Source organism: uncultured Aquimarina sp., assembly GCF_947495315.1.
In the GTDB taxonomy this organism is placed as follows: Bacteria; Bacteroidota; Bacteroidia; order Flavobacteriales; family Flavobacteriaceae; genus Aquimarina.
Genome location: NZ_CANLYD010000013.1, coordinates 55,985 through 76,960, shown reverse-complemented (window position 1 = coordinate 76,960; position 20,976 = coordinate 55,985). Strand labels below are relative to the sequence as shown.

Sequence of the window (20,976 nt, the reverse complement as noted above, 5' to 3'; positions counted from 1 at the left end):
TGAGCTAAATAAAAATGTAATTATTATTGTTTTTATCCGACCTTTACCGTTAGAAAATTGATTTTATGGGATTATTTGGAAAAATATTTGGATCAGAGGATAAAGAACCTAAAGAAGAAAAACAAGCGCTGCCTTGGCAAGAGCTAAAATCTTTGGAGCAATTAAATCAAATTACAGATGCCTCGAGTACCAAAACACAAGCAATATTTAAGCATTCTACAAGATGTGGAATAAGTAGAATGGTGATCAGAAATTTTGAAAACAGTTTTGATATTACTGAAAATCAAGTAGATCTTTATTATCTCGATTTGTTAAATTATCGAGATGTTTCTTCAGAAATATCTGCAAAGTTTCAGGTATACCATGAATCTCCGCAATTTATTGTGATTCGTAATGGAGTTGCGGTACATCATGCATCGCACAGTGCAATTACTCCACAGGTTTTGCATCAATTTGTTTAACAACATTTTTGCTATTATTAAAAGGGCAATTTTTTTTACGAGATGTTCTGGATTCGTACATTTTTATATGTAAATGAGTAGACATCTTTCTGGCTCTTCTTTTAGCAGTATCAGCTTTTTCTCCGGAATATAATTCATCAATAGTTGTAAACCATAAATTTAGCCAGATACCGAAGTGATGTTCTGTGATATTACCCTGAAAAGTAGCATCAACTTCTTGATGTGCCTTAATAGGGTTCCCTTTATACTTAGTAACAAACAATAGATTTGTTTCCCAGAAATCGGTTAGTCTATCTAGGTGTTCATCCCAATTTTTTATTACGTGATTAAAAATGGGACCAAGTACTTTCTCTTTTCTTACTTTAGTATAGAATTGTGATACTATATTGAAAATATCATCTCTAGTTTCAATATCTCGTTCATTCATCTGTTTCATTACACATCTTTATTAAGAATAATATCCAAAGTTTAATAGTACTAAGAGTGTGTTAATCGCAAGACTACCAATTAGTAAATTAAAAACAAATTTTGGTTTCATTTGAGCTAGAATTGATGCATTAAATGCCATGCAAATAATAACACAAACTGTTAGTTGAATTACCTGCATCGAAGATCTGTCCTGCATTAAAATATACATTGCGGCAACTGATCCTAAACAACTAGAAAGAATGATCATTAATGGAATATAGACCATATACATTTCTCTGAAATCTTTTAATAGTTTTGAGTACATAACGTATTGTTTTAAAGTTATGTTCAAAGATATTTCCGGAAGAGGCGTTTAGTTTATGACCTTAATCATAAAGGTTGGGAAAAAGGAAACTTACCGATATATTTTTCTTTCTTTAATAGATAGCTCTCCCTTTTGTTCTAATTTTTTAACAGCTCTGATTACCGTTTCTACTCGTAGACCTGTTAAATCAGCTAATTGCTGCCTGGTAAGCTCTATTTTATAGCGAGAAGTTTCTATCGAGGAACTTTGATTATTTTTTTTAAAGTAATCCAAAATCCTTAGGATACGATGTTCTGGTTCCTGAGTTGATATTTCCGAAACCATCATGGCTTTATAATACAAACGAGTGGCAAGAGTACTGGTAAATTTGTGGTGAATTGTTGGGTTTTCTTCTAAAAGCTTTAAAAACTTATCTTTTGGTAATTGCCAGACTTCAGTATCTATAATGGCTTCTGCATTAGCGGGATATCTAAAGTTTGCAAATAATGGAGGTTCTCCAAAGCTTTTTCCATTGTCAAAAATACCTTGAATATATTCTTTGCCCTCATCATTATAGTTGTTCATTTTTATCTCACCAGAATGTACCTGATAATAATATCGCGCATCATTGTTTTCGTAAAAAAGTGATTCTCCTTTTACGTATTTTTTTAAAGTAGCACCTGCACTAAGTAATGTTTCTTTGTCAATCATTTCTCAGTTTTCAGATTAAAACACTTTTGGATTACATTATTATTTAAAACGATATCTGGTAATAATACTTTTTAATTTATTTTTTAGATCCTCTCCAGAATCATAAACCATTTGCTCATTTGTGGGAAATTGAATCGCTTGTAATCCCAAATACCTAATCAAATCATCATCTAGTGCGCGTTTATCACCATTATAGTTTGCATAAACATGTTCGAAGACATATGTGCTTGAAAGTGGAAAAGCATCTAATAATTGTTTAGTATTAAGGTCTTTGTATTGCACATTACCTACTACTTGTGCTTCCTTAAACTGCATGAATTCATAGTATTCGCATCGTACAGTTACCATTTTATCTACTTTGATTTTATTGCCTTCTTCATCACGAACAAATTCATCATTTTCATCTAATAGATATTCCCAACCATCTTTAACCAACTTTTCTCTTTCTAGTTGTCTTTCTCTAATTTGTTCTGGTGAGATATTAATTTCTCTAAAAGACACTTCCATCAGGTAATCATATTTTACTGAACGCTGAGGTTTATTATGATAAACCGTCCAAAGATCATTCAAACCATACGTGCTGAAATTTAGCAAATCGTCTTCTAATCTTCTTGGTATGATTACGTTCGTATTATTTTTCATGGCAACTTTAACAAAATCTGTTCCCTTAAAATGTGCCTCCTCAATAAGATCGTTTGTATTCTTATAGTTAGGACTGATTTTTTCTAGATATACCAGATCGTTATAAACATTACGATAATCTGTTTTTCTTTTTGCGTTAGAGAGTAAATTCTTAGCGTTGTTATATAAATAAGTAGATAATTTTTCTTTAGTATCTAGAATTCTTTGATCATAATTATCAAAAGAAAAATTTGCATTACGTCCTTGCTCTACATGATATAGTGGTAGTAGGGGACGAATGCGTTCTTGTCTGTTTTTTAAAGTGTTATAAGAATTATAAATTCGCTCTAAATTGGCTGGGTTTCCTTCTTTTTCAAGAAAAGCAATAGCATTCATATCACGATCAACTGCTTTTAAAAATGCTTCTTCTAAGATTAGAATATAATCTTGTTTCCCTTTCTTGTTTTTATTAGCTCTTAATTTATTAACTGAAGTATTAATCGCTTGATCATAGTTTCCTGTATTAAGAGCAGTGAATGTCTTTTTTTTTCCTCCACAAGAGAAGGTAAGGGTAGTAATTAAAAATAAAAGTAGAGTTCTTTTCATAATGTAATACGTTTGGGGGACATCTATTCAATTTTGGTGCCAAAAGGTAACAAAAAAACCTCAAAGTAACTTTTTGAGGTTTTCATATGGATGATAATTGATTTTATTTTTTAAATACAGGAAGTAATTTGGTAGATACCTCACCAAAACCTATCCTAACACCATCTTTTTTGCAATGCCCTCTTATAATAACAGTATCATTATCTTCTATGAATTTACGACTACCACCTTCCTTAAGTTGTACTGGTTTCTCACCTCTCCAGCTTAATTCTAACATAGAACCATAAGAATCAGGAGTTGGTCCGGAAATCGTTCCGCTACCCATCATGTCTCCAGAATTAACCGGACATCCATTAACAGTGTGATGAGCAAGTTGCTGAGACATATTCCAATACATATGTTTAAAATTACTTTTAGAAACTATAGTTTCTTTTGCTTTTTCCGGTTGTATGGCAACTTCCAGATTAATATCAAAACTTTTGTCTCCTTTGTATTGAAGATATGGAAGCTGTTCTTTTAACGGTTTTGGTCCAGTAACTCGATACGGTTCTAAAGCATCGAGCGTAACAATCCAAGGTGATATGGATGAAGCAAAGTTTTTAGCAAGGAAAGGGCCTAAAGGGACATATTCCCATTTCTGAATATCTCGTGCGCTCCAGTCATTAAACAATACCAATCCGAAAATATAATCCTCAGCTTCTTCAATTGGAATAGGCTCTCCAAGCTGATTAGCATCTGTAGTAATAAACGCCATCTCCAATTCGAAGTCTACTAATCGTGAAGGGCCAAAAATTGGATTTTCTGTACCATTGATTAGTTTCTGACCTTGTGGTCGATGTACAGGAATTCCTGATGGAATTATAGAACTACTACGTCCGTGGTATCCAACAGGTATATGTAACCAATTAGAAAGTAAAGCATTCTCAGGATCTCTGAACATAGTACCTACATTGGTTGCATGCTCAATACTACTATAAAAGTCTGTGTAATCTCCTACAGTCACCGGTAATTGCATTTCTATTTCATCCAACGTAAATAGTACTATTTTACAATGTTCCTTATTACTTTTTAAGGCGTCGTTTTCGGTATCAAAAATATCGGCAATACGATTACGTACTAATCTCCACGTCTTTTTTCCATCAGATATGAAGTCGTTAAGAGAATCCTGTAAAAATATATCATCGGTCAATGGAATTCCATCAAAATAGCCAAGTTGATGAAGTGCTCCCAGATCAATGGCGGTATCTCCGATTCGAGTTCCTATAGTAATGATGTCATCTCTGGTAAGAAAGACCCCAAAAGGAATATTTTGAATTGGAAAATCAGTATTAGTAGGAGTTTTGATCCACGTTTTTCTATTTGGGTTATTTGCAGTTATGGGCATTGTCGTTTTTTTAATAAGTTGTTGGTACTTCTCATCATCAAATATATAATTTTAGAACGTTTTACATATTTTATTTATGTGAAAGTTAATTAAAAAATGTGATATTTCTAATTGTGAAGAAAATGTTCATATTTATTAATATTCCATCAGCTTATTTTAAGGAATGTTCCTATTTTTGGGCATCTATTTTATAAATAAAAAAACATGCAACGCGACGAACAGATTTTTGATTTAATTCAGGACGAAAAAGAACGTCAGATTAATGGATTAGAATTGATCGCTTCAGAAAATTTTGTAAGTGAACAAGTAATGGAAGCAGCTGGTTCTGTATTAACAAATAAGTATGCAGAAGGCTATCCAGGAAAACGTTATTATGGAGGATGCTCTGTAGTAGATGTAGTAGAGCAAATTGCTATAGATCGTGCTAAAGAATTGTTCGGAGCAGCATATGCTAATGTACAACCTCATTCTGGATCTCAAGCGAATACCGCGGTTTATCACGCGTGTCTGAAACCAGGAGATAAAATACTAGGTTTTGATCTTTCTCACGGAGGACATCTTACACATGGATCACCAGTTAATTTTTCCGGTAAATTGTACAATCCTGTTTTTTATGGAGTAGAGAAGGAGACAGGTAGATTAAACTACGATAAAATTCAAGAGATTGCTACAGCAGAAAAGCCACAGCTAATTATTGCTGGAGCATCTGCATATTCTAGAGAAATAGATTATAAAAGATTTAGAGAAATTGCAGATAGCGTAGGAGCTATTTTATTAGCTGATATTGCACATCCTGCAGGACTAATTGCCAAAGGTGTAATTGCTGATCCAGTTCCTCATTGTCACGTAGTAACTACTACAACCCACAAAACATTAAGAGGACCAAGAGGCGGGTTAATCTTAATGGGTAAAGATTTTGAAAACCCTTTCGGTATTACACTAAAGAGCGGTAAGAAGCGTATGATGTCTTCTTTAATGGATAGCGCTGTCTTTCCTGGAAATCAAGGAGGTCCATTAGAGCATATCATTGCAGCAAAAGCTATTGCTTTTGGCGAGGCATTGACAGATGAGTTTTTGCATTATATCATACAAGTAAAGAAAAATGCAGCAACAATGGCGGAAGCTTTTGTCCAAAAGGGATATGAAGTAATTTCTGCAGGTACTGATAATCATATGATGTTAATCGATTTACGTAACAAAGACGTAACTGGTAAACAAGCAGAAGAAGCACTTGGCGTTGCGGAGATTACGGTGAATAAAAATATGGTCCCTTTTGATGATAAATCACCATTTGTAACTTCCGGTATTCGTATTGGAGTTGCAGCGGTTACTACTCGTGGATTAAAAGAGGATGATATGCTGGAAATTGTAGAATTAATTGATAGAGTAATCAATAATGTAGAAAATGAAGAAGAGTTGCATAGTATTGCAAATGATGTAAATGCTATGATGGCAGATAAACCATTGTTTGTGGTGTAGGTTACTTTTTTTAAGATATATATAAAATGCGTGACTTTTTAGTCGCGCATTTTTGTTTTAAGGAAGTATTACGAGTAAATACTGTTTTGTTTTGTAGGGGATTTTATACTATTTTTAAAACGAAAAATAAAAACTAGCTGTAGAATTAAAGGGTTATAAATGAAGATATAATATATAGTTATTTTTAGTAATTATATACGCATGTTGGATACAACCTCACTCAATAAGCTAAACTAACATATGAGATTCTTTAAAGTAATATTAGCTGTCATTATAGCTTTGAATTTATCTTCATGTAAAGATGATGATGCAACCAATAACGAATTAGAAAAATCTAAACAAGAATTGCTAAAGACGATTAGTGAATTCAATAAAGCATTTCGGAATGGAAATGTTTCAGTACTAGAATCAATGATAACTGAAAACTATTTGCACACAAATGGAAATTCAAAATCCATTGGAAAAAAGAGTTGGCTTAATTATTTGAGTAAAAGAGAAAATGAAATCAATTCAGGAAATCTCGATGTTATTCGGTATGAAATGGATGAAATAAAAATTGAATTTTATAGAAATATGGCAATTGTAACTGGGAAGGTAGCCGTTTCAAATAAAAAAAAGGAAGAGATCCAAAAAAATGAATATAGAATAACCAATGTTTGGGTGAATGAAGACGGGAATTGGAAAAGGGCAGCGTTTCATGATGGTAAAATAAAATAAAAGCAGTGCCCAAGCGTATAACTATTTACTTGGATCTGCATATGCTAGGAAAATCCATAGGATTTCCCTAAGGTTCGGTTTCCTTTTGCTATTTTAGGTGAGCGAGCCACACAACTAACCATATACAACCATTATACGCAAGCAAAGGAGTCTCTTTAGTAAACATAGAACAACCCTCTTTTTATACTAACAACATCACTTTTGTTTTTCTCAAAATGACAAAAGTCATAGTCCATAATTGGCTATCATGCTAGTTTTGCTTGTTCTAAGCAAAGTGAAATTATATAATGAAAAAAATACTTGCGCTAACTCTTGTTATACTAATACCTCTATTAACTCAAAATTGTGCTATGGTAAAGATATCAATCAGCGAAAAAAGAAACTCAACCCTAAGACAAATTAATATAGGAGAAAATGCTACGTTGACCACATGGGGAACAATTAAAGTAAATAAATCCCATTTCTTTCCTTCTAGTTTTCAGCTAAAAACGAGTAATAAAATAGTCTACATTGATCCAGTTGAAATCGAAACTACTGAAAAAGCGGATTACATATTGATAACTCATGCACATCCTGACCACTTATCAATTAAAGATTTAGAAAAAATTCTCAAATCGGAAACAAAAATTATTTGTTCCAAAGGAGTTGCTAAAAAACTAAAAGGTAATGATTATACAATACAAGTTGTCAGACCAAACGAAACCATAGATTTTGATGGAATTAGTATAAATACAATAGCGGCTTACAATACAAAATCTGTTTTTTTGTGGATTAAAGCGCATCCTAAATCAAAAGAAAATGTAGGTTTTGTATTGACTCTTGACAAAAAGCTAAGTATATATCATGCAGGAGACACAGATTACATTCCAGAAATGAATGAACTAAAGAATATTCAAATTGCCTTAATACCAATTGGAGGAGACAATTTAACAATGAATGAAGAAGAAGCGGCTGTCATTGTAAATAGGATTAAACCTGAAAAAGTTATCCCTATTCATTACGAAATAAAAAATCGTAAAGAACTGAATCATTTTAAAAGTCTCGTTAATCAAAAAATCGAAGTGATAGTATTGGAATAAAATTGACCGCACGTAACAACGTATATGAAACCGTTGTGTTAATAAGAATGAATAGAAATGACACTTGAAGACTTAGGATACTATAAAGAATTGGGAGAATACAGAGAAGAAAATAATCTTGATTCCTTTGATATTGGAAGAGTGATTTCGGAGCATAAAGACCGATATATTATAAAAACGATAACGAACGAATTTGATGCTGAACTCATTGGGAATTTAAGATTTACGGCCCAAAATAGAAATGATTTTCCAGCTGTTGGTGATTGGGTGTCGATTTCAGAATATGACGAAAACAAGGCTTTAATTCATGCTATACTTCCCAGAAAGTCAGTTGTAGAAAGAAAGGCCGTTGGTAAATTGGGTCAAACTCAAATTATTGCTACTAATATTGATTTTGGACTAATCGTTCAGTCTGTAAACAGAGACTATAATGTCAATCGTTTAGAACGATACCTAACAATTTGTAATGCATCTAAAATTGAACCCATTATTGTATTAAGTAAAATAGATTTAATAGAAAAACAGAAATTAGAAGAGATACTAGTTAAAATAAAAGAAAGAATTAAAATCGTTCCTGTATTTACAATAAGTAATCAATCTCAATTGGGAATTGAGCAACTAAAATCTGAATTAATTAAAGGCAGTACTTATTGTTTGCTAGGCTCATCAGGTGTAGGAAAGTCTACACTTATTAATACTTTGATAGGAACTAATTTGATGGAAACAGGAGAAATTAGTGAGCGTATTGACCGTGGAAAACACATTACAAGTCATAGAGAATTGATTGTTTTAGAAAATGGATTATTAATTGATAACCCAGGAATGAGAGAAGTTGGAATAACTAATATTTCTGATGGTCTTGAGATAACATTTGACCAAATCTTGAATCTTGCTCAAAATTGTAAATTTAGTGATTGCACTCATAAAAATGAAAAAGGATGTGCGGTATTGGCTGCTATTGAAAATCAAGAGTTAGATTCTGATTCTTATACGAACTTCATTAAAATGGAAAAAGAAAGAACACATTTTGAGTCAGATGCCAAAGAGAGAAAAAAGAAGGATAAAGATTTTGGAAAAATGATAAAGAATGTAAAAAAACAAAGAAGAAACAATAAATACTAAACATCCACCAAAGGTGCATAAGTAATGGCTTCCTATCGCTAGTAACTACTCATACACTGCGCTTTGACAATAATTATGAGAGAATTCATAAAAAAGAACCCAGTTACACTCTTTTTCGCTCTGACATTTATAATTTCGTGGAGTGGAGTTCTTATTGTGAGTAATCAGACCGGTATTCTGGCAACTCCAAAACAATTCGACACATTATTACCGATAGCAATGATTCCTTTTTTACTGGGTCCAGTGGTCGCAAGTTTTATATTGCTTGGTGTTACAAAGGGAAAAAAGGGATTTAAAACACTATTTGAAAAATTAACTAATTGGCGATTAAGTGCTAAATTTTATTTAATCGCTATTTTAACGGTACCAATTCTTTCAGGACTTTCGCTATTTATATTATACCAGTTTTCAAATACATATATTCCAGATATTTTTTCAACTCAAAACAAAGTCAATTTGATTTTAAGTGCATTGATATACGGAATTATTGGTGGAGGTTTATTAGAAGAGTTGGGTTGGTCAGGTTTTGCTGTCCCCAACCTAAAAGAACGATATGGGGTTTTTAAAACAGGTATATTCGTTGGTGTTCTATGGGGAGTATGGCACTTTCTACCTGTTATTTGGGGATGTGGTGATAATTCTGGAAATTTAGTTTTGGAAAAATTTTTACCTGGATTTTTTTTCCATTATGCTGGTTTAATACCAATGCGTATACTAATGGTTTGGCTTTATGATAGATCAAACAGTTTACTGCCACCGATGATTATGCATACTACGTTAACTGCATTTACATTTTTTATCTTCAATATTTCTCAAGAAGGAACAGCTCTTTTCTATTATTATTTATTGATTGCTATTGGACTATGGATAACTGTTGCATTTGTACTTTCTGATTAATATATAAATGTATTGAGAATCAAACTTAAGACGTGTATAATTAATTACTTGGTCCGTTTTCTTTTACTAGTTTAGTGCTAGCCAACGCAACTGGCAATAAACAAGATGTTTACGCAACCTTTTCAGAATAAAAACATCTACATAATAACATTAATTAAATTCAAAAAATGAAAAAGATATTTATTGGAATTTTATCAATGATAACATTATTTAGTTGTGATAATAATGACGATGAACAAACTAACGAGTCTTCAGTAATTGGTAAATGGAATTTAACCAAGATAATAAATACTTCTGCAGGTGGGTCTATGTCACCTAATGAAAATGATACTCATTTCTATCAAATAAATCCAGGAGGAACATTTAATAGAGGATCTATAGAAAATAATATATCTGATGAACTTGAAGGAACTTATACCGTTACAAATGAAAGCCCTCTTTATGGAAATGAGAACAATACAATTCAAAAGTTTGTAGAATTATCATATTCATCTCCTGATGTAAGGTTTTTTAACTGTGGATTTGATGAACAAAAACAAATATTAATTCTTACTTCAGATGATAAACTACAGAATACTTTAAGTGGAGCTTGTGATGGAGAAAATTATGAATACACAAAAGAAAATTAGAACTGGTTATAACAAAGAACAGAGATATTTAACATATACTGATTTAAAAAAAAGAGAACTATACAGAGTCGTTTACATCAGACAACACTCATTTTAAAAAACTCAAAATTCTTTGTAAAACAATCATGGTTATAGGGTAATACATTAAACAGGGAGAAAGTCGCTGAAAAGCTAGGAATAAGCCCAGATTATGCTTCACAGTTTGTAAATTCTATTACAAAGAAAAATTTCACAAATTACATAAATCATTATCGTATTGAAACTACCAAGAAAATGATTTTAGATGCTGAATTTAAAAACTATAGTCACTTAACATTAGGTTTAGAATCAGGTTGTATTTCAAAAAAAGCCTTCTACAAAGCATTCAAGAAAGTTACAGGAATAACTCCAAAAGCGTATCGAAATTCTAATTAATAAGTACCAATTTATTGAATGTTAAGTTATTGAAACCTTTTTAATTTCGATTCATTTAGTTTTGGTATTTACTAAATTTAAATGAACGTTTATATGAAAAAAACAATTTCAGTAATTGCTTTATTATGCTTTCTTTTTACTGCGAAAGCACAAAACCAAAATGATACTATAAATCCATTCGAAAAGAGAAATGATGTAAAAATTAATGTATATTTTACAGTATTGGGACTTTTCGAAACAACTTACGAAAGAAATTTAAATAAAAAATCTTCCCTTGGAATTACCGCTTTGTATGTTTTTAGTCAAAGAAATGATGAAGACACAAATTTTCTTATTTCTCCTTTTTATAGGAGATACTTTGGAAAAAAATATGCTTCAGGTTTTTTTGTTGAAGGATTTGGAACATTAGGCTCAACCGATGGAAAACAATTAACTGATATGAATGGAAATATTACTTTAAATGAAGGGCCAGATGTAATTGATCTATCACTTGGTTTAAGTTTGGGTTACAAATGGGTTATCAAAAACGGAATTTTTTTTGAAGTTTTAGTTGGTATGGGAGTGAATTTATTTAATGCCGATAAAACAGACCATAATGTTATTAATCGTCGTGCATTAAGTGTAGGCTACCGATTTTAGTCTGAATAGAAAAAACGTTTTACATAATGGTTTGAAAAATTAGAACATAGAAGAAAATTTTTGGATTGATGTTTTTTTTAAATAATAAAATTATAATTAAGATATTTGGGTATCATAAACTTTAATAAATGCGTACTTTTTTATTCAATCATATAGCACTTTCCGTAAAAGATGTCGACAAAACTATTGAGTTTTATCAAAAGGTACTTCATCTTAAAGAAATTAAAAATACAGCTTCTGACTCTAAAACCAGATGGTTATCTTTTGGTGAGGGTAAACAGCTTCATCTGATTCCTCGTCCAAATTCTGAAATAAAAATTAATAAAGCTGTTCATTTTGCATTAACAACACCTGACTTTAATTCATTTGTAGGGTATCTAGAAGAACTAAAAATTGACTACTCTGATTGGCTTGGTACACCAAACAAAGATTACATACGAAAAGATGGAATTAAGCAGGTTTACTTTCAAGATCCAAATGGATATTGGATTGAAATAAACAATGATGTTTAAAGAAATTACAAATAAAGCAGATAGACTCTTTAAAGACTATCCTGAGCTGAATACTGGAAAACGAGCTTCTATATCAGAATATAAAATTCTGAAATGGAATACGCGAAGAAAAATTCCAAAATGGTTTAGACAGCTGATGATTGATTTCCCGCTAACTGATCTTAAAATTGGAATCCCTTTTAATTACGGATGGGAATCTTTAAAAAATAAAAAGAAGAGTGAGCTACCACTTTTAAATACTAAATTTAATAGCTTTGAAGATATAGAGTTTGATGCAACGGAGACTTTTCCTGGGTTTGAATTAATAAAAAAAGGATTTATTTGTATTGCTCCCGACGAAAATTCAAGCGGAGATGGTTTCTACATAAAAGCGAAAGAAAAAAATCCAAAAGTTATATATGTTTATCACGACTGTGGTTCAAATTCTAAGGAGTTAATACATAATTCTCAACTAATTGCTAATACTTTTACTGAGTTTCTTGATATCATAAAACCACCTGAAATAATAGACGATTGGATGGCTAAAAATAATTTAACAGATTCTGATTTATAAAAAACGGATGCATAAGGTTTGTATATTGTGTATATACAATTCTGGATGCAAAAGTACGATGGAAGAGACGAGGTAACATATTAGAAGAAATATTGAAAGATTACGAAAACATACTAAATAATATTAAGCGTTATGTCTCTTTGCACAAAGAAGATGAAAAACAGTTCATTTCAATAGTGAGAACCACAAAAATAAAAAGAAGACAATTTATTGTGCAACCGAATTTTATTTGTTCCCATCAAACTTATGTGTTAAAGGGAGCTTTTAGAAGTTATTTTGTGAACGATGAAGGAATAGAGCATACAATTCAGTTTGCTATAGAAGATTGGTTTATAAGTGATTTTAATAGTTATGTAAACCAAAGCCCTGCGTCTTTGTTTGTTGAAGCTTTGGAAGATTCAACCGTTCAGCAAATTGCTTACGAAGATGTTGAGAATCTTTGTTATAAAAATCCAAAATTCGAACGTTTTTTTAGATTGGTTGCACAAAAGTCATTCGCCTTTTCTCAGCGAAGAGTTTTATCCAATCTCGGTAAGTCTGCTGAAGAACGATACTTAGAGTTTTTTAATCTATATCCTTCCATTGTGCAAAGAGTACCTCAATATACTTTAGCTTCATATCTAGGAATGTCACCAGAGTTTTTAAGCAAAATACGTAAACGTCTCACAACAAAATCTTGAACTAGTTCAAGATAATTTCCTAATCCAGTTCATTTTTTAAGGTGGCGCATTACCACAACTTTGTAAAGTCAATTTTGACTTCATCTAAAAACAAAGTAAAATGAACACTGAGACAAATTCTTATCAAGAAAACTTAAAAGGGCTGCGTACAAATTTAGGAACGATGCTTCCTAAAGATGCACTTAATGTTTTTGACAAGGACGCAGAAAATCTGCAATTAAATCATAAATCAATTCTAAAACTAGAAGTTGGTGAAAAAGCACCAGATTTTTCTCTTTCGAATGCAACGAACAAAACCATTAGACTTTCAGATTTACTGAGAAAAGGAAAAGTTGTTCTTACTTTTTATAGAGGTTCTTGGTGTCCGTATTGCAATCTTCAACTTGCACACTATCAAAATTCATTATCCGAAATTCAAGCTTTGGGAGCGGAATTAGTGGCTATATCACCACAGATACCTGATGAATCATTGAACGTAAAAGAAAAAAATGAACTGGATTTTGAGGTTTTGAGTGATAACGGAAATATTGTTGCCAGAAAGTATACAACTGTTTTTACAAATGCCGATGCACCTGTCGATACAATGACAGAACTTGGATTCGATTTTGACGCTCATTACTCAGATGATTCCAGAGAATTACCAATTCCTGCTGTTTTCATTATAGAAAAAGACACTACTATTTCTTTTGCAAAATCTTTAGGTGGCGACTACAGAAATCGCGTAGAAGTCTCGGAAATTATTAACACTTTAAAAAAATAATATAATGAAAAATAAAATTTGGTTGATCACAGGAATATCGAGCGGATTAGGTAAAGCACTTGCAGAATCTGTTATTGAAAAAGGAGATTTTGTAATCGGTACATTTCGACAGGAATCACAAGTTGAGGAATTCAATAAAAAGTATACTAAAAAAGCAAAAGCAATGGTATTAGATATTACTAATGAAGAGAGCATTAAAAATTGTGTTGAGAAAATCATCTCTGATTATAGTAAAATAGATGTATTGGTTAACAACGCAGGAATAGGATTTGTGGGCGCAGTAGAAGAAACTTCTTTGGAAGAAGTGAGAAGCGTTTTTGAGCCAAACTTTTTTGGAACATTAAAAATGACACAGACTGTTTTGCCGTTTATGCGTAAAGAAAAGAAAGGACATATTGTGCAAATTTCATCTCACGGAGGAGTTAAGGCCTTTGCAGGTTTTGGAATATACAATGCAAGTAAATTTGCTTTAGAGGGTTTTAGCGAAGCAATGGCACAAGAAGTGGCACCTTTAGGAATTAAGGTTTCAATAGTTGAACCGGGTCCTTTTCGAACTAATTTTGCAGGTAACAGACTTGGACAAGCAGAAAAAGTAATTGGTGATTATTCCGAAACGGCAGGAGCGTTTAGGACTAAATTAAAAGGTGTTAACGGGAAACAAGAAGGCGATCCTATAAAAGCGTCTAAAGCAATTATCAACTTGATTAATTCGAAAAATCAAACACTTCGTTTACCCCTAGGAAAAGTAGCACTAATGACAATAGGAATGAAGTTAGACAGCGTGAAATCCGATTTGGAAAAGAATAGAAAAATAGCTGAAAGTGCTGTTTATGATTAAAAATAGCTTGCTACGGCAATACATAAAAAATAACAGTATTAGCGCTAGCCAAATGACTAGCGCTTTTTTTAGAATCATTCGTATTACTCATAAAAATCTTGGTGTATTTTCATTCTTTTTATAATCATTAAATTAGTTAATTAAACACAACTAATCTTATGTATAACAGGTAACAACAAGTAGAATGACTGATATATTAAAGTTAGTACGAATTCAGATTTTACTTATTATTCTGTTTGTGGTTTTTAAATTTATCCGCCCTGCAGTTTTGAATAGTAGTTCTCCTGAATGGATAAAAATCACTTTACTATCACTGCCAAACTTCTTTGAAGCTGTTATTGGAACTCTAATCTTGACAGGAATTGGACTTTACTTGAATCTACGGATACTGAGTAGAAAAAGACAAATCAAAAGAAATCTTATATATGTTATAGCTCCAGTATTAGGTGGAATTTACGTGATATCTCAGGAATTGAAACTCCACAATTTGGGAGGTGATAATATATATGATAGTAATGATTTAATATTTTCGGTTATTGGACTTATAACCGGATACCTAATCGTTATCCTTATTAAACCAAAGATTCATCTAGTAGTAGAAGAATAACCAGTATAAATAAGTTGGTTACTAACAAAAAACTGAATTAAAAATATTTCGAATACTTTTTAAGAATGCCCCCAATTATCCGGATCGTTACTATCGTTAGGAGATAAGCCAATGATATCACCATCTGTATTGACACCAAGACCAACCACTGTTCTGTTTACGTAGTTAAAATAGCTCACAACCTGATTGATTTCTAGTATTTCTCCGTCTGTTAGATTGTGTTTTCTAAGATTCTCAATATCAGATTGGGTAATTATATGATGTGATAATGTCAATTTTTTAGCATATCGCAATCCTTCCAGATATTGATCACTAAAAAAAGACTCTGTTTGATCATTTTGGATACACTCTGTAATTTGCTTGAATTTATTATTGTCAGCTAACAAACGTTGCAATCCAGCCGAATGATGATCTATACAATAACTACATTGATTCAGATGACTTACATAAACACCAAGCGTTTCTAAATACCATTTTGGTAAGGTGTTATTTGCATTATGTAGCACGTTTTTGTACAACCCCATATGACCTACCAACGTATGTGGACGCAGACTATGAATAGATAGAACATTATCTATATTATTATTGGAACCTTTTACACGATCATATATTCGTTTTAGTTGACCCGTAGCATTTTCGAACGAAATTTCTTTGATCCAACTCATATTATTCATTTACTTCTTTAAAGAATGATCCTTTTTTATTAAAAAGTACTGTAATCAATATGATAAAAGATCCAACCATAATTGAAACATCTGCCATATTAAATATTTCAGTTTTTATGATTCCCAAATCCATAATCATAAAATCAGTTACAGATCCATAAACAATACGATCAAAAAGATTGCCAATCCCACCACCAATAATAAAAGTAAAACCAAGTATAGTTTCCTTAGAGTAATTTGTTTTAATAAGAATAAGCCTTAATAAAAAGAGTAGAACAATAATAGGTAAAATCTGTAAAAGAATTATTTTTAGTAAAGGAGCGAGATCAGATCCTAAGCTATAAGCAGCACCTCTGTTTTCGACTTTGGTAAGTACCAGATTATTTTGGAATACTTCAATTCTTTGATTAGGTGCAATCGTTTGTCGTACTACGGTCTTTGATATTTGATCACACCCTATATTGAGTAATACTAAAGATAGTACGAGTAGTACTCTAATTTTTTTGGTTATTTTTTTCATACAGTCTAATTAACGATAGAATTCTTCAAATGTAGCAGTAAAGCACTACATTACTTATGTTTCCAGTATTTTTTATAGTCTGAAAGAGAAAAAGCATCATCAAAAGATTGTTTATTTATAGTGTTTTTCTCATTAGAATCATAATCTATAAGTATTTTCCAGAAACCACCTTCTAACCGTAATACTACATGAAATTGTCCATAAGAATATTTCGTTTCACCGTTATCATTTCTATAGGTTACTCTATAAATGCCTCGGTCAGATACTAATGAGTCCGAAGTCACTCTCTCAAACAACCTAAAATCAATAGGTGATGCTTTCGTTTTAGGGTCACTCCATCTTTTTTGAGAACTTTCCAGATATTTTTTTACATTTTTAATTTCTCCACCATTACCACCGGTTATTCTAATCATTTCTTTACTATGAATTGATGCAAATAGGGGATAGTCTAATTTTTCATAAGCTTCAGAAAAGTTACCATACATATCCTGATTGATTTTTTGGTGAAGTTCTTCTTCCTGAGCCGATAAAAAACTTATACAACCTAAAATAAGAATTGTAAGGATTTTTTTTGCTATTGATTTCATGCTATTTCATTTTCTGATATAACACACAAGATACTAAATCTTGATAATCAGTTAACTTAGGATGATCAAAAATTTTGATCTTAGTCATTCCGACTTTTTTCATGATCAATTCAGATTTTAAGTTAATTTCTGAAGCAACAGAGTAAATACGATCCAAACCAATCGTATTAAACCCAAAATCCAAACAAGCTTTCGCGCCTTCTGTAGCATACCCTTGATTCCACACGCTTTTTTTTAACCGCCAACCAATATCTACAAATGCTCCTTGATTTTCTAAATAACTTTGTTCAGAGAGTCCTATAAATCCTATAAATTCTTTAGAACCAAGAATATCTACCGCAAAATAACAGAAACCATTTTTAGTAAACTGTTTTTGCATTCTTAGTATGAATTCTTCTGTATCTTTTCTAGAGGGCTTAAAAGGAAAAAACTCCATGACATCATCATCATTGTTCATGGATGCTAATGGATCTATATCATCTCGTGTCCAGTTACGAAAACCGAGTCTCTCAGATTTAAAAAGGTATTCATTCATATCAACTAAAAAATAAAATAATTTATTGAATATCCGTAATTTGTTATAACCCATTGTCTCCTCTAACGCAGTCGAGAGGTCATTAAACCTAAAGTGTTAAAAATAAGGTCTCGACTGCGCTTGACCCGACATTCAAGTTATTATTATGAGACATTACGGACAATCAGTAATAATTTCAATGTAAATATAAATTGATCAATTAGAAAGAAAAGGAAAATATTATCTCAAAAAATCAATAAAGCTACCCGTTTAGGGTGGGAAGAATATGATTTGGATAATTTATTTTTATATATTGGTTATTGACTATATTACTAATTAAGAACTAAACTAATTTATATGTGTGAAAAACCTAAAGCATTATCTCAAAATAGGATTGTTTTTATTTGTAATTCAGGGGATTGCCCAAAATGAAAAGGTTACCATTCCAGATTTTTATTTAGAAAATGCTATTAGAAATCATTTTGATAAGCCTACCGGTGAGATTACTAAAACTGCTATGGAATCATTAACCAGGTTGGTGCTGGTGAATCGTGGAATTTCTAATTTAAAAGGACTTGAACATGCTAAGAACCTTACTTATTTGCGATTAGATAATAATAAGAGAAGTGATTTAACTCCTTTAACGAATCTTACTAAGTTAGAAAACCTTAATCTTAATGGAAATAAAATTCATTCTATTGTACCACTTTCGAAAAAAAACAATCTTAGATGGGTGATTTTGGAAAATAATGAGGTTGATAATCTATGGCCTTTATATAACCTAGAAAGCCTTACTGATGTAATGCTGTTTAATAATCCATTACAAGCGTCATCTGATTTAGCCAATCAAAATGATATAGTTGTGGAAAAGATAAAATCTAATGGTAGCAATATTGTTTTTGATGCGGTAGAAATAAATTCTATTTATCAATTAGAACCTAGTAGAAAAATTAAATAGTAACATTACATTTTTGTTGGGTAACATTAAAAGATGAAATTTAAAATCAGCATTGTTGTATTGATACCTTTTCTTATCTCTGGTATAGGAAATAGTCAAAACCGAGTAATGATTCATATTCCGACCTCTGATTTAGAATCTGAAATCTGAATACATTTTCAATTATATAAAACTAGTAGGCATAATTTTGTTTATTTTCTTGGAGTTAACCAGATACTCAATCGGTGTTAAAAAAGGGAATGAAAATTGATACAAGAAGAAAACAAACTTAGATAAATGATAAAATTAGAAAAAAGTGTTTGGGTTTATATCATAGTGTTATTTATACTAACCTATATTTTCCAGATAATAGCTATTTTAGGCGGAGGAGAAGAGTCCATTTTGTTTCCAATATTTGTTGGTCTTTCCATGTTCTTTCCTGGTATCGGAGCAATAATTTATTTGATAAAGAAAAAAGAAGGACTAAAATATATCAATTGGAGAATTGGTAAACCGATATATATTCTGTGTAGCCTAGTATTACCAGCTATAATAACGATATTAGGTATATTGTTTTTCGAGAAAATTGGTTGGGGAACGAACTATGAATATACCTTAACTGACAATAAAATTGATGATATTGATATATCCTTAGTTTTTGGTAGTGAAGCACAAAGTTTTCCGTTTTTTATTTTGAATTTTGTAGTAACTGGAATAGGCTTTTCTCTCATTCATAGTTTATTAGCAATAGGAGAAGAAATAGGATGGAGGGGCTTTCTTCAGAAGAAGCTACTAGAAAAAAATAGTCTATTAAAATCCTTAGTGTTTCTTGGATTAGTTTGGGGCTTTTGGCATTTTCCACTAATTATTAATGGATTTAATTATCCAGAATATCCCATTTGGGGAGCATTCTTATTATTTCCTGTAATAACCGTTTTTATATCTTTTTTTATGGGATGGTTAACATTAAATTCAAAGAGCGTATGGCCTGCTGTTTTTGCGCATGGAGGGCTCAATTCTGTTATGACACTTTTATTCGAAATGGATTTTGGTGAACACAAATTCGAAGCTAATTTTATAATTCTAGGGATATGGAGCATTATAGGCCTTTTATCCTATATTTTAATATCTAATAAATACAAAACAAATGATCATGTTACTATTAATATTGAATCATAGTTAGGATACTTAAGTGATATATCATTTTGTGATTTTAAAATAAATCAATGAGAAAGTTTTTATTAATCGTATTGTTTTTAATTTTTCAGTATTCAGCGTATACTCAAAACAAAATGTATTCATCAGTTTATGAAGCACTGAAAACTCCTGATAAAGTAACATCACTTGATCTTGATTGTGAAGAATTTGATAGTTTTTCTAGAGAAATAGAAAAACTATCAAACATAAAATCACTTTACTTAACGGATTGTAATTTAGAAGAGATTCCTGATGTAATTACAAAGCTATCAAATTTAAGGTTGCTTAACGTAAAAGGTAATAACCTTACTTTTTTATCGAAACAATTTATCCAATTGAATGAATTATCAGTAATTAATTTAAGAGAAAATAAGTTTGAAGAATTACCCGAAGTATTGATGGGTTTACCAAATCTTAGAGAAATTGATTTAGCAGGAAACCCTGAACTTGATTTTTCAAAAGCTTTTCAAACCCTATCAAAAGTTACAAACCTAGATTTTCTATATTTAAGTGATAACCATCTTGTGAAAATTCCTGATAACCTTGTAAAGTTGAATAAACTCAAAGAACTTCATCTTAAAAATAACCCTAGACTAGACTTGAAACAGGCATTTGATGTTTTAGCAGGAATTAAATCGCTTAAGATTTTAGCATTATCTGATAATGATTTTAAGATAATTCCGAAAAATTTGAAGTCATTAGAAAATCTCGAAGGTCTGATGTTAGATAACAATCCAAATCTTTTAATAACTAAATTAGTTTTAGAATTAGAGTCTTTACCAGGCTTAAAGGTTTTATTATTAAGAAATAATGATTTAGGAAAGCTACCCAAGAATTTAAAAGGTTTTACATCCCTCAAGGTATTAGAACTAAGCAATAATAATTTCTCTGAAAAGGAAAAACAGCGAATTCAGGCACAATTACCAAATACAAAAGTGATATTCTAATAGCATTCACATCATTTTCAAAAAGCCACCATACAAAACACTAATTGTAAACATTAGTCTAATAATAGTAACAATTAGTACACTATAGAAGCATCTTGTTTAGATCGATTTTTTTTTGTAACTATTTGAAATAGTAGTAATTGGCCTAAAAAAAATAGTCAGGGCATATATAATAAAAAGTATCGAAA

The 20,976-nt window shown here is 31.2% G+C and carries 27 protein-coding genes; 18 read left to right on the top strand and 9 right to left on the bottom strand.

The genetic code is table 11. The features are described from left to right. Positions 1–65 precede the first annotated feature (65 nt). On the top strand, positions 66–461 hold the full coding sequence (gene ytxJ / locus Q0910_RS20220; RefSeq protein ID WP_299220578.1) for a bacillithiol system redox-active protein YtxJ: 396 nt from the start codon (positions 66–68) through the stop codon (positions 459–461). Here the strand turns inward: ytxJ and Q0910_RS20215 are convergent. The 5 genes from Q0910_RS20215 to fahA form a co-directional block, all read right to left on the bottom strand. Then, positions 430–897, bottom strand: a complete 468-nt coding sequence (locus tag Q0910_RS20215; protein ID WP_366142692.1) for a group III truncated hemoglobin — start codon at positions 895–897, stop codon at positions 430–432. The two genes, ytxJ and Q0910_RS20215, sit on opposite strands and share 32 nt — an antisense overlap. A gap of 12 nt (positions 898–909) precedes the next feature. After that, positions 910–1,194 (bottom strand): hypothetical protein, encoded by a 285-nt coding sequence (locus tag Q0910_RS20210; RefSeq protein WP_299220576.1) that lies wholly within the window; start codon positions 1,192–1,194, stop codon positions 910–912. Positions 1,195–1,284: 90 nt separating this feature from the next. Continuing rightward, positions 1,285–1,884 carry a Crp/Fnr family transcriptional regulator gene (locus Q0910_RS20205; RefSeq protein WP_299220574.1) on the bottom strand — a complete coding sequence of 200 codons (600 nt, stop codon included), beginning with the start codon at positions 1,882–1,884 and terminating at the stop codon, positions 1,285–1,287. Positions 1,885–1,923: 39 nt separating this feature from the next. Beyond that, on the bottom strand, positions 1,924–3,111 hold the full coding sequence (locus tag Q0910_RS20200) for a hypothetical protein (protein WP_299220558.1): 1,188 nt from the start codon (positions 3,109–3,111) through the stop codon (positions 1,924–1,926). 103 nt (positions 3,112–3,214) lie between these two features. After that, on the bottom strand, positions 3,215–4,495 hold the full coding sequence (fahA, locus tag Q0910_RS20195; protein ID WP_299220556.1) for a fumarylacetoacetase: 1,281 nt from the start codon (positions 4,493–4,495) through the stop codon (positions 3,215–3,217). Between the two features lie 204 nt (positions 4,496–4,699). On the opposite strand from fahA, the gene glyA reads away from it, so the two are divergent. The 14 genes from glyA (at position 4,700) to Q0910_RS20130 (ending at position 15,421) form a co-directional block, all read left to right on the top strand. Further along, complete coding sequence (gene glyA / locus Q0910_RS20190; RefSeq protein WP_299220553.1) at positions 4,700–5,974, top strand: serine hydroxymethyltransferase; 1,275 nt, start codon at positions 4,700–4,702, stop codon at positions 5,972–5,974. 240 nt (positions 5,975–6,214) lie between these two features. After that, positions 6,215–6,691, top strand: a complete 477-nt coding sequence (locus Q0910_RS20185; protein WP_299220550.1) for a nuclear transport factor 2 family protein — start codon at positions 6,215–6,217, stop codon at positions 6,689–6,691. A 287-nt stretch (positions 6,692–6,978) separates the two neighbouring features. Next, positions 6,979–7,770, top strand: coding sequence for an MBL fold metallo-hydrolase (locus tag Q0910_RS20180; protein WP_299220547.1), 792 nt, complete (start codon positions 6,979–6,981; stop codon positions 7,768–7,770). A gap of 57 nt (positions 7,771–7,827) precedes the next feature. Beyond that, positions 7,828–8,892 carry a ribosome small subunit-dependent GTPase A gene (gene rsgA / locus Q0910_RS20175; protein WP_299220544.1) on the top strand — a complete coding sequence of 355 codons (1,065 nt, stop codon included), beginning with the start codon at positions 7,828–7,830 and terminating at the stop codon, positions 8,890–8,892. A gap of 75 nt (positions 8,893–8,967) precedes the next feature. Continuing rightward, positions 8,968–9,789: a CPBP family intramembrane glutamic endopeptidase gene (locus Q0910_RS20170; RefSeq protein ID WP_299220541.1), complete on the top strand. Its 822-nt coding sequence runs from the start codon at positions 8,968–8,970 to the stop codon at positions 9,787–9,789. A 167-nt stretch (positions 9,790–9,956) separates the two neighbouring features. Then, the gene (locus Q0910_RS20165; protein ID WP_299220538.1) at positions 9,957–10,418 is read left to right on the top strand and encodes a hypothetical protein; all 462 of its coding nucleotides are present in this window, start codon (positions 9,957–9,959) and stop codon (positions 10,416–10,418) included. Between the two features lie 177 nt (positions 10,419–10,595). Continuing rightward, positions 10,596–10,832 (top strand): helix-turn-helix domain-containing protein, encoded by a 237-nt coding sequence (locus Q0910_RS28680; protein ID WP_366142694.1) that lies wholly within the window; start codon positions 10,596–10,598, stop codon positions 10,830–10,832. A 93-nt stretch (positions 10,833–10,925) separates the two neighbouring features. Further along, positions 10,926–11,471, top strand: a complete 546-nt coding sequence (locus Q0910_RS20160; RefSeq protein WP_299220535.1) for a DUF3575 domain-containing protein — start codon at positions 10,926–10,928, stop codon at positions 11,469–11,471. A 128-nt stretch (positions 11,472–11,599) separates the two neighbouring features. Beyond that, complete coding sequence (locus tag Q0910_RS20155; protein WP_299220532.1) at positions 11,600–11,983, top strand: VOC family protein; 384 nt, start codon at positions 11,600–11,602, stop codon at positions 11,981–11,983. Next, on the top strand, positions 11,973–12,536 hold the full coding sequence (locus tag Q0910_RS20150; protein WP_299220529.1) for a hypothetical protein: 564 nt from the start codon (positions 11,973–11,975) through the stop codon (positions 12,534–12,536). The genes Q0910_RS20155 and Q0910_RS20150 overlap by 11 nt, the downstream gene beginning before the upstream one ends. A gap of 92 nt (positions 12,537–12,628) precedes the next feature. Further along, on the top strand, positions 12,629–13,216 hold the full coding sequence (locus Q0910_RS20145; protein WP_299220526.1) for a Crp/Fnr family transcriptional regulator: 588 nt from the start codon (positions 12,629–12,631) through the stop codon (positions 13,214–13,216). Positions 13,217–13,316: 100 nt separating this feature from the next. Beyond that, entirely contained in the window at positions 13,317–13,976 is a 660-nt protein-coding gene (locus tag Q0910_RS20140; protein ID WP_299220523.1) for a peroxiredoxin-like family protein, read from the top strand. Between the two features lie 4 nt (positions 13,977–13,980). Continuing rightward, on the top strand, positions 13,981–14,814 hold the full coding sequence (locus Q0910_RS20135) for an oxidoreductase (protein ID WP_299220521.1): 834 nt from the start codon (positions 13,981–13,983) through the stop codon (positions 14,812–14,814). Between the two features lie 184 nt (positions 14,815–14,998). Then, on the top strand, positions 14,999–15,421 hold the full coding sequence (locus Q0910_RS20130) for a hypothetical protein (protein ID WP_299220518.1): 423 nt from the start codon (positions 14,999–15,001) through the stop codon (positions 15,419–15,421). 59 nt (positions 15,422–15,480) lie between these two features. Here the strand turns inward: Q0910_RS20130 and Q0910_RS20125 are convergent, their stop codons facing one another. Genes Q0910_RS20125 through Q0910_RS20110 form a run of 4 tightly spaced genes read right to left on the bottom strand, consistent with a single transcriptional unit; the run spans position 15,481 to position 17,728 of the window. Continuing rightward, a complete protein-coding gene (locus tag Q0910_RS20125; protein WP_299220516.1) occupies positions 15,481–16,086 on the bottom strand; it encodes a peroxidase-related enzyme in 606 nt (201 codons plus the stop codon). A gap of 1 nt (position 16,087) precedes the next feature. After that, on the bottom strand, positions 16,088–16,606 hold the full coding sequence (gene lspA, locus Q0910_RS20120; RefSeq protein ID WP_299220513.1) for a signal peptidase II: 519 nt from the start codon (positions 16,604–16,606) through the stop codon (positions 16,088–16,090). Positions 16,607–16,656: 50 nt separating this feature from the next. Continuing rightward, on the bottom strand, positions 16,657–17,193 hold the full coding sequence (locus tag Q0910_RS20115) for a hypothetical protein (protein ID WP_299220509.1): 537 nt from the start codon (positions 17,191–17,193) through the stop codon (positions 16,657–16,659). A 1-nt stretch (position 17,194) separates the two neighbouring features. After that, entirely contained in the window at positions 17,195–17,728 is a 534-nt protein-coding gene (locus Q0910_RS20110; RefSeq protein ID WP_299220506.1) for a GNAT family N-acetyltransferase, read from the bottom strand. A gap of 340 nt (positions 17,729–18,068) precedes the next feature. Here Q0910_RS20110 and Q0910_RS20105 point away from each other — a divergent pair, with 340 nt between their 5' ends. The 3 genes from Q0910_RS20105 to Q0910_RS20095 all read left to right on the top strand — a co-directional run bounded on the left by Q0910_RS20105 (position 18,069) and on the right by Q0910_RS20095 (position 20,788). Beyond that, positions 18,069–18,665 carry a hypothetical protein gene (locus Q0910_RS20105; RefSeq protein WP_299220503.1) on the top strand — a complete coding sequence of 199 codons (597 nt, stop codon included), beginning with the start codon at positions 18,069–18,071 and terminating at the stop codon, positions 18,663–18,665. Positions 18,666–18,941: 276 nt separating this feature from the next. Then, positions 18,942–19,823 carry a type II CAAX endopeptidase family protein gene (locus Q0910_RS20100; RefSeq protein ID WP_299220500.1) on the top strand — a complete coding sequence of 294 codons (882 nt, stop codon included), beginning with the start codon at positions 18,942–18,944 and terminating at the stop codon, positions 19,821–19,823. A 47-nt stretch (positions 19,824–19,870) separates the two neighbouring features. Continuing rightward, a complete protein-coding gene (locus Q0910_RS20095; RefSeq protein WP_299220497.1) occupies positions 19,871–20,788 on the top strand; it encodes a hypothetical protein in 918 nt (305 codons plus the stop codon). Positions 20,789–20,976: the final 188 nt, after the last annotated feature.

Bases quoted from the DNA above. Each gene is read 5' to 3' on its own strand.
- ytxJ (WP_299220578.1), top strand. From the start codon at position 66: ATGGGATTATTTGGAAAAATATTTGGATCAGAGGATAAAGAACCTAAA.
- Q0910_RS20215 (WP_366142692.1), bottom strand. From the start codon at position 897: ATGAAACAGATGAATGAACGAGATATTGAAACTAGAGATGATATTTTC.
- Q0910_RS20210 (WP_299220576.1), bottom strand. From the start codon at position 1,194: ATGTACTCAAAACTATTAAAAGATTTCAGAGAAATGTATATGGTCTAT.
- Q0910_RS20205 (WP_299220574.1), bottom strand. From the start codon at position 1,884: ATGATTGACAAAGAAACATTACTTAGTGCAGGTGCTACTTTAAAAAAA.
- Q0910_RS20200 (WP_299220558.1), bottom strand. From the start codon at position 3,111: ATGAAAAGAACTCTACTTTTATTTTTAATTACTACCCTTACCTTCTCT.
- fahA (WP_299220556.1), bottom strand. From the start codon at position 4,495: ATGCCCATAACTGCAAATAACCCAAATAGAAAAACGTGGATCAAAACT.
- glyA (WP_299220553.1), top strand. From the start codon at position 4,700: ATGCAACGCGACGAACAGATTTTTGATTTAATTCAGGACGAAAAAGAA.
- Q0910_RS20185 (WP_299220550.1), top strand. From the start codon at position 6,215: ATGAGATTCTTTAAAGTAATATTAGCTGTCATTATAGCTTTGAATTTA.
- Q0910_RS20180 (WP_299220547.1), top strand. From the start codon at position 6,979: ATGAAAAAAATACTTGCGCTAACTCTTGTTATACTAATACCTCTATTA.
- rsgA (WP_299220544.1), top strand. From the start codon at position 7,828: ATGACACTTGAAGACTTAGGATACTATAAAGAATTGGGAGAATACAGA.
- Q0910_RS20170 (WP_299220541.1), top strand. From the start codon at position 8,968: ATGAGAGAATTCATAAAAAAGAACCCAGTTACACTCTTTTTCGCTCTG.
- Q0910_RS20165 (WP_299220538.1), top strand. From the start codon at position 9,957: ATGAAAAAGATATTTATTGGAATTTTATCAATGATAACATTATTTAGT.
- Q0910_RS20160 (WP_299220535.1), top strand. From the start codon at position 10,926: ATGAAAAAAACAATTTCAGTAATTGCTTTATTATGCTTTCTTTTTACT.
- Q0910_RS20155 (WP_299220532.1), top strand. From the start codon at position 11,600: ATGCGTACTTTTTTATTCAATCATATAGCACTTTCCGTAAAAGATGTC.
- Q0910_RS20150 (WP_299220529.1), top strand. From the start codon at position 11,973: ATGATGTTTAAAGAAATTACAAATAAAGCAGATAGACTCTTTAAAGAC.
- Q0910_RS20140 (WP_299220523.1), top strand. From the start codon at position 13,317: ATGAACACTGAGACAAATTCTTATCAAGAAAACTTAAAAGGGCTGCGT.
- Q0910_RS20135 (WP_299220521.1), top strand. From the start codon at position 13,981: ATGAAAAATAAAATTTGGTTGATCACAGGAATATCGAGCGGATTAGGT.
- Q0910_RS20130 (WP_299220518.1), top strand. From the start codon at position 14,999: ATGACTGATATATTAAAGTTAGTACGAATTCAGATTTTACTTATTATT.
- Q0910_RS20125 (WP_299220516.1), bottom strand. From the start codon at position 16,086: ATGAGTTGGATCAAAGAAATTTCGTTCGAAAATGCTACGGGTCAACTA.
- lspA (WP_299220513.1), bottom strand. From the start codon at position 16,606: ATGAAAAAAATAACCAAAAAAATTAGAGTACTACTCGTACTATCTTTA.
- Q0910_RS20115 (WP_299220509.1), bottom strand. From the start codon at position 17,193: ATGAAATCAATAGCAAAAAAAATCCTTACAATTCTTATTTTAGGTTGT.
- Q0910_RS20110 (WP_299220506.1), bottom strand. From the start codon at position 17,728: ATGAATGAATACCTTTTTAAATCTGAGAGACTCGGTTTTCGTAACTGG.
- Q0910_RS20100 (WP_299220500.1), top strand. From the start codon at position 18,942: ATGATAAAATTAGAAAAAAGTGTTTGGGTTTATATCATAGTGTTATTT.
- Q0910_RS20095 (WP_299220497.1), top strand. From the start codon at position 19,871: ATGAGAAAGTTTTTATTAATCGTATTGTTTTTAATTTTTCAGTATTCA.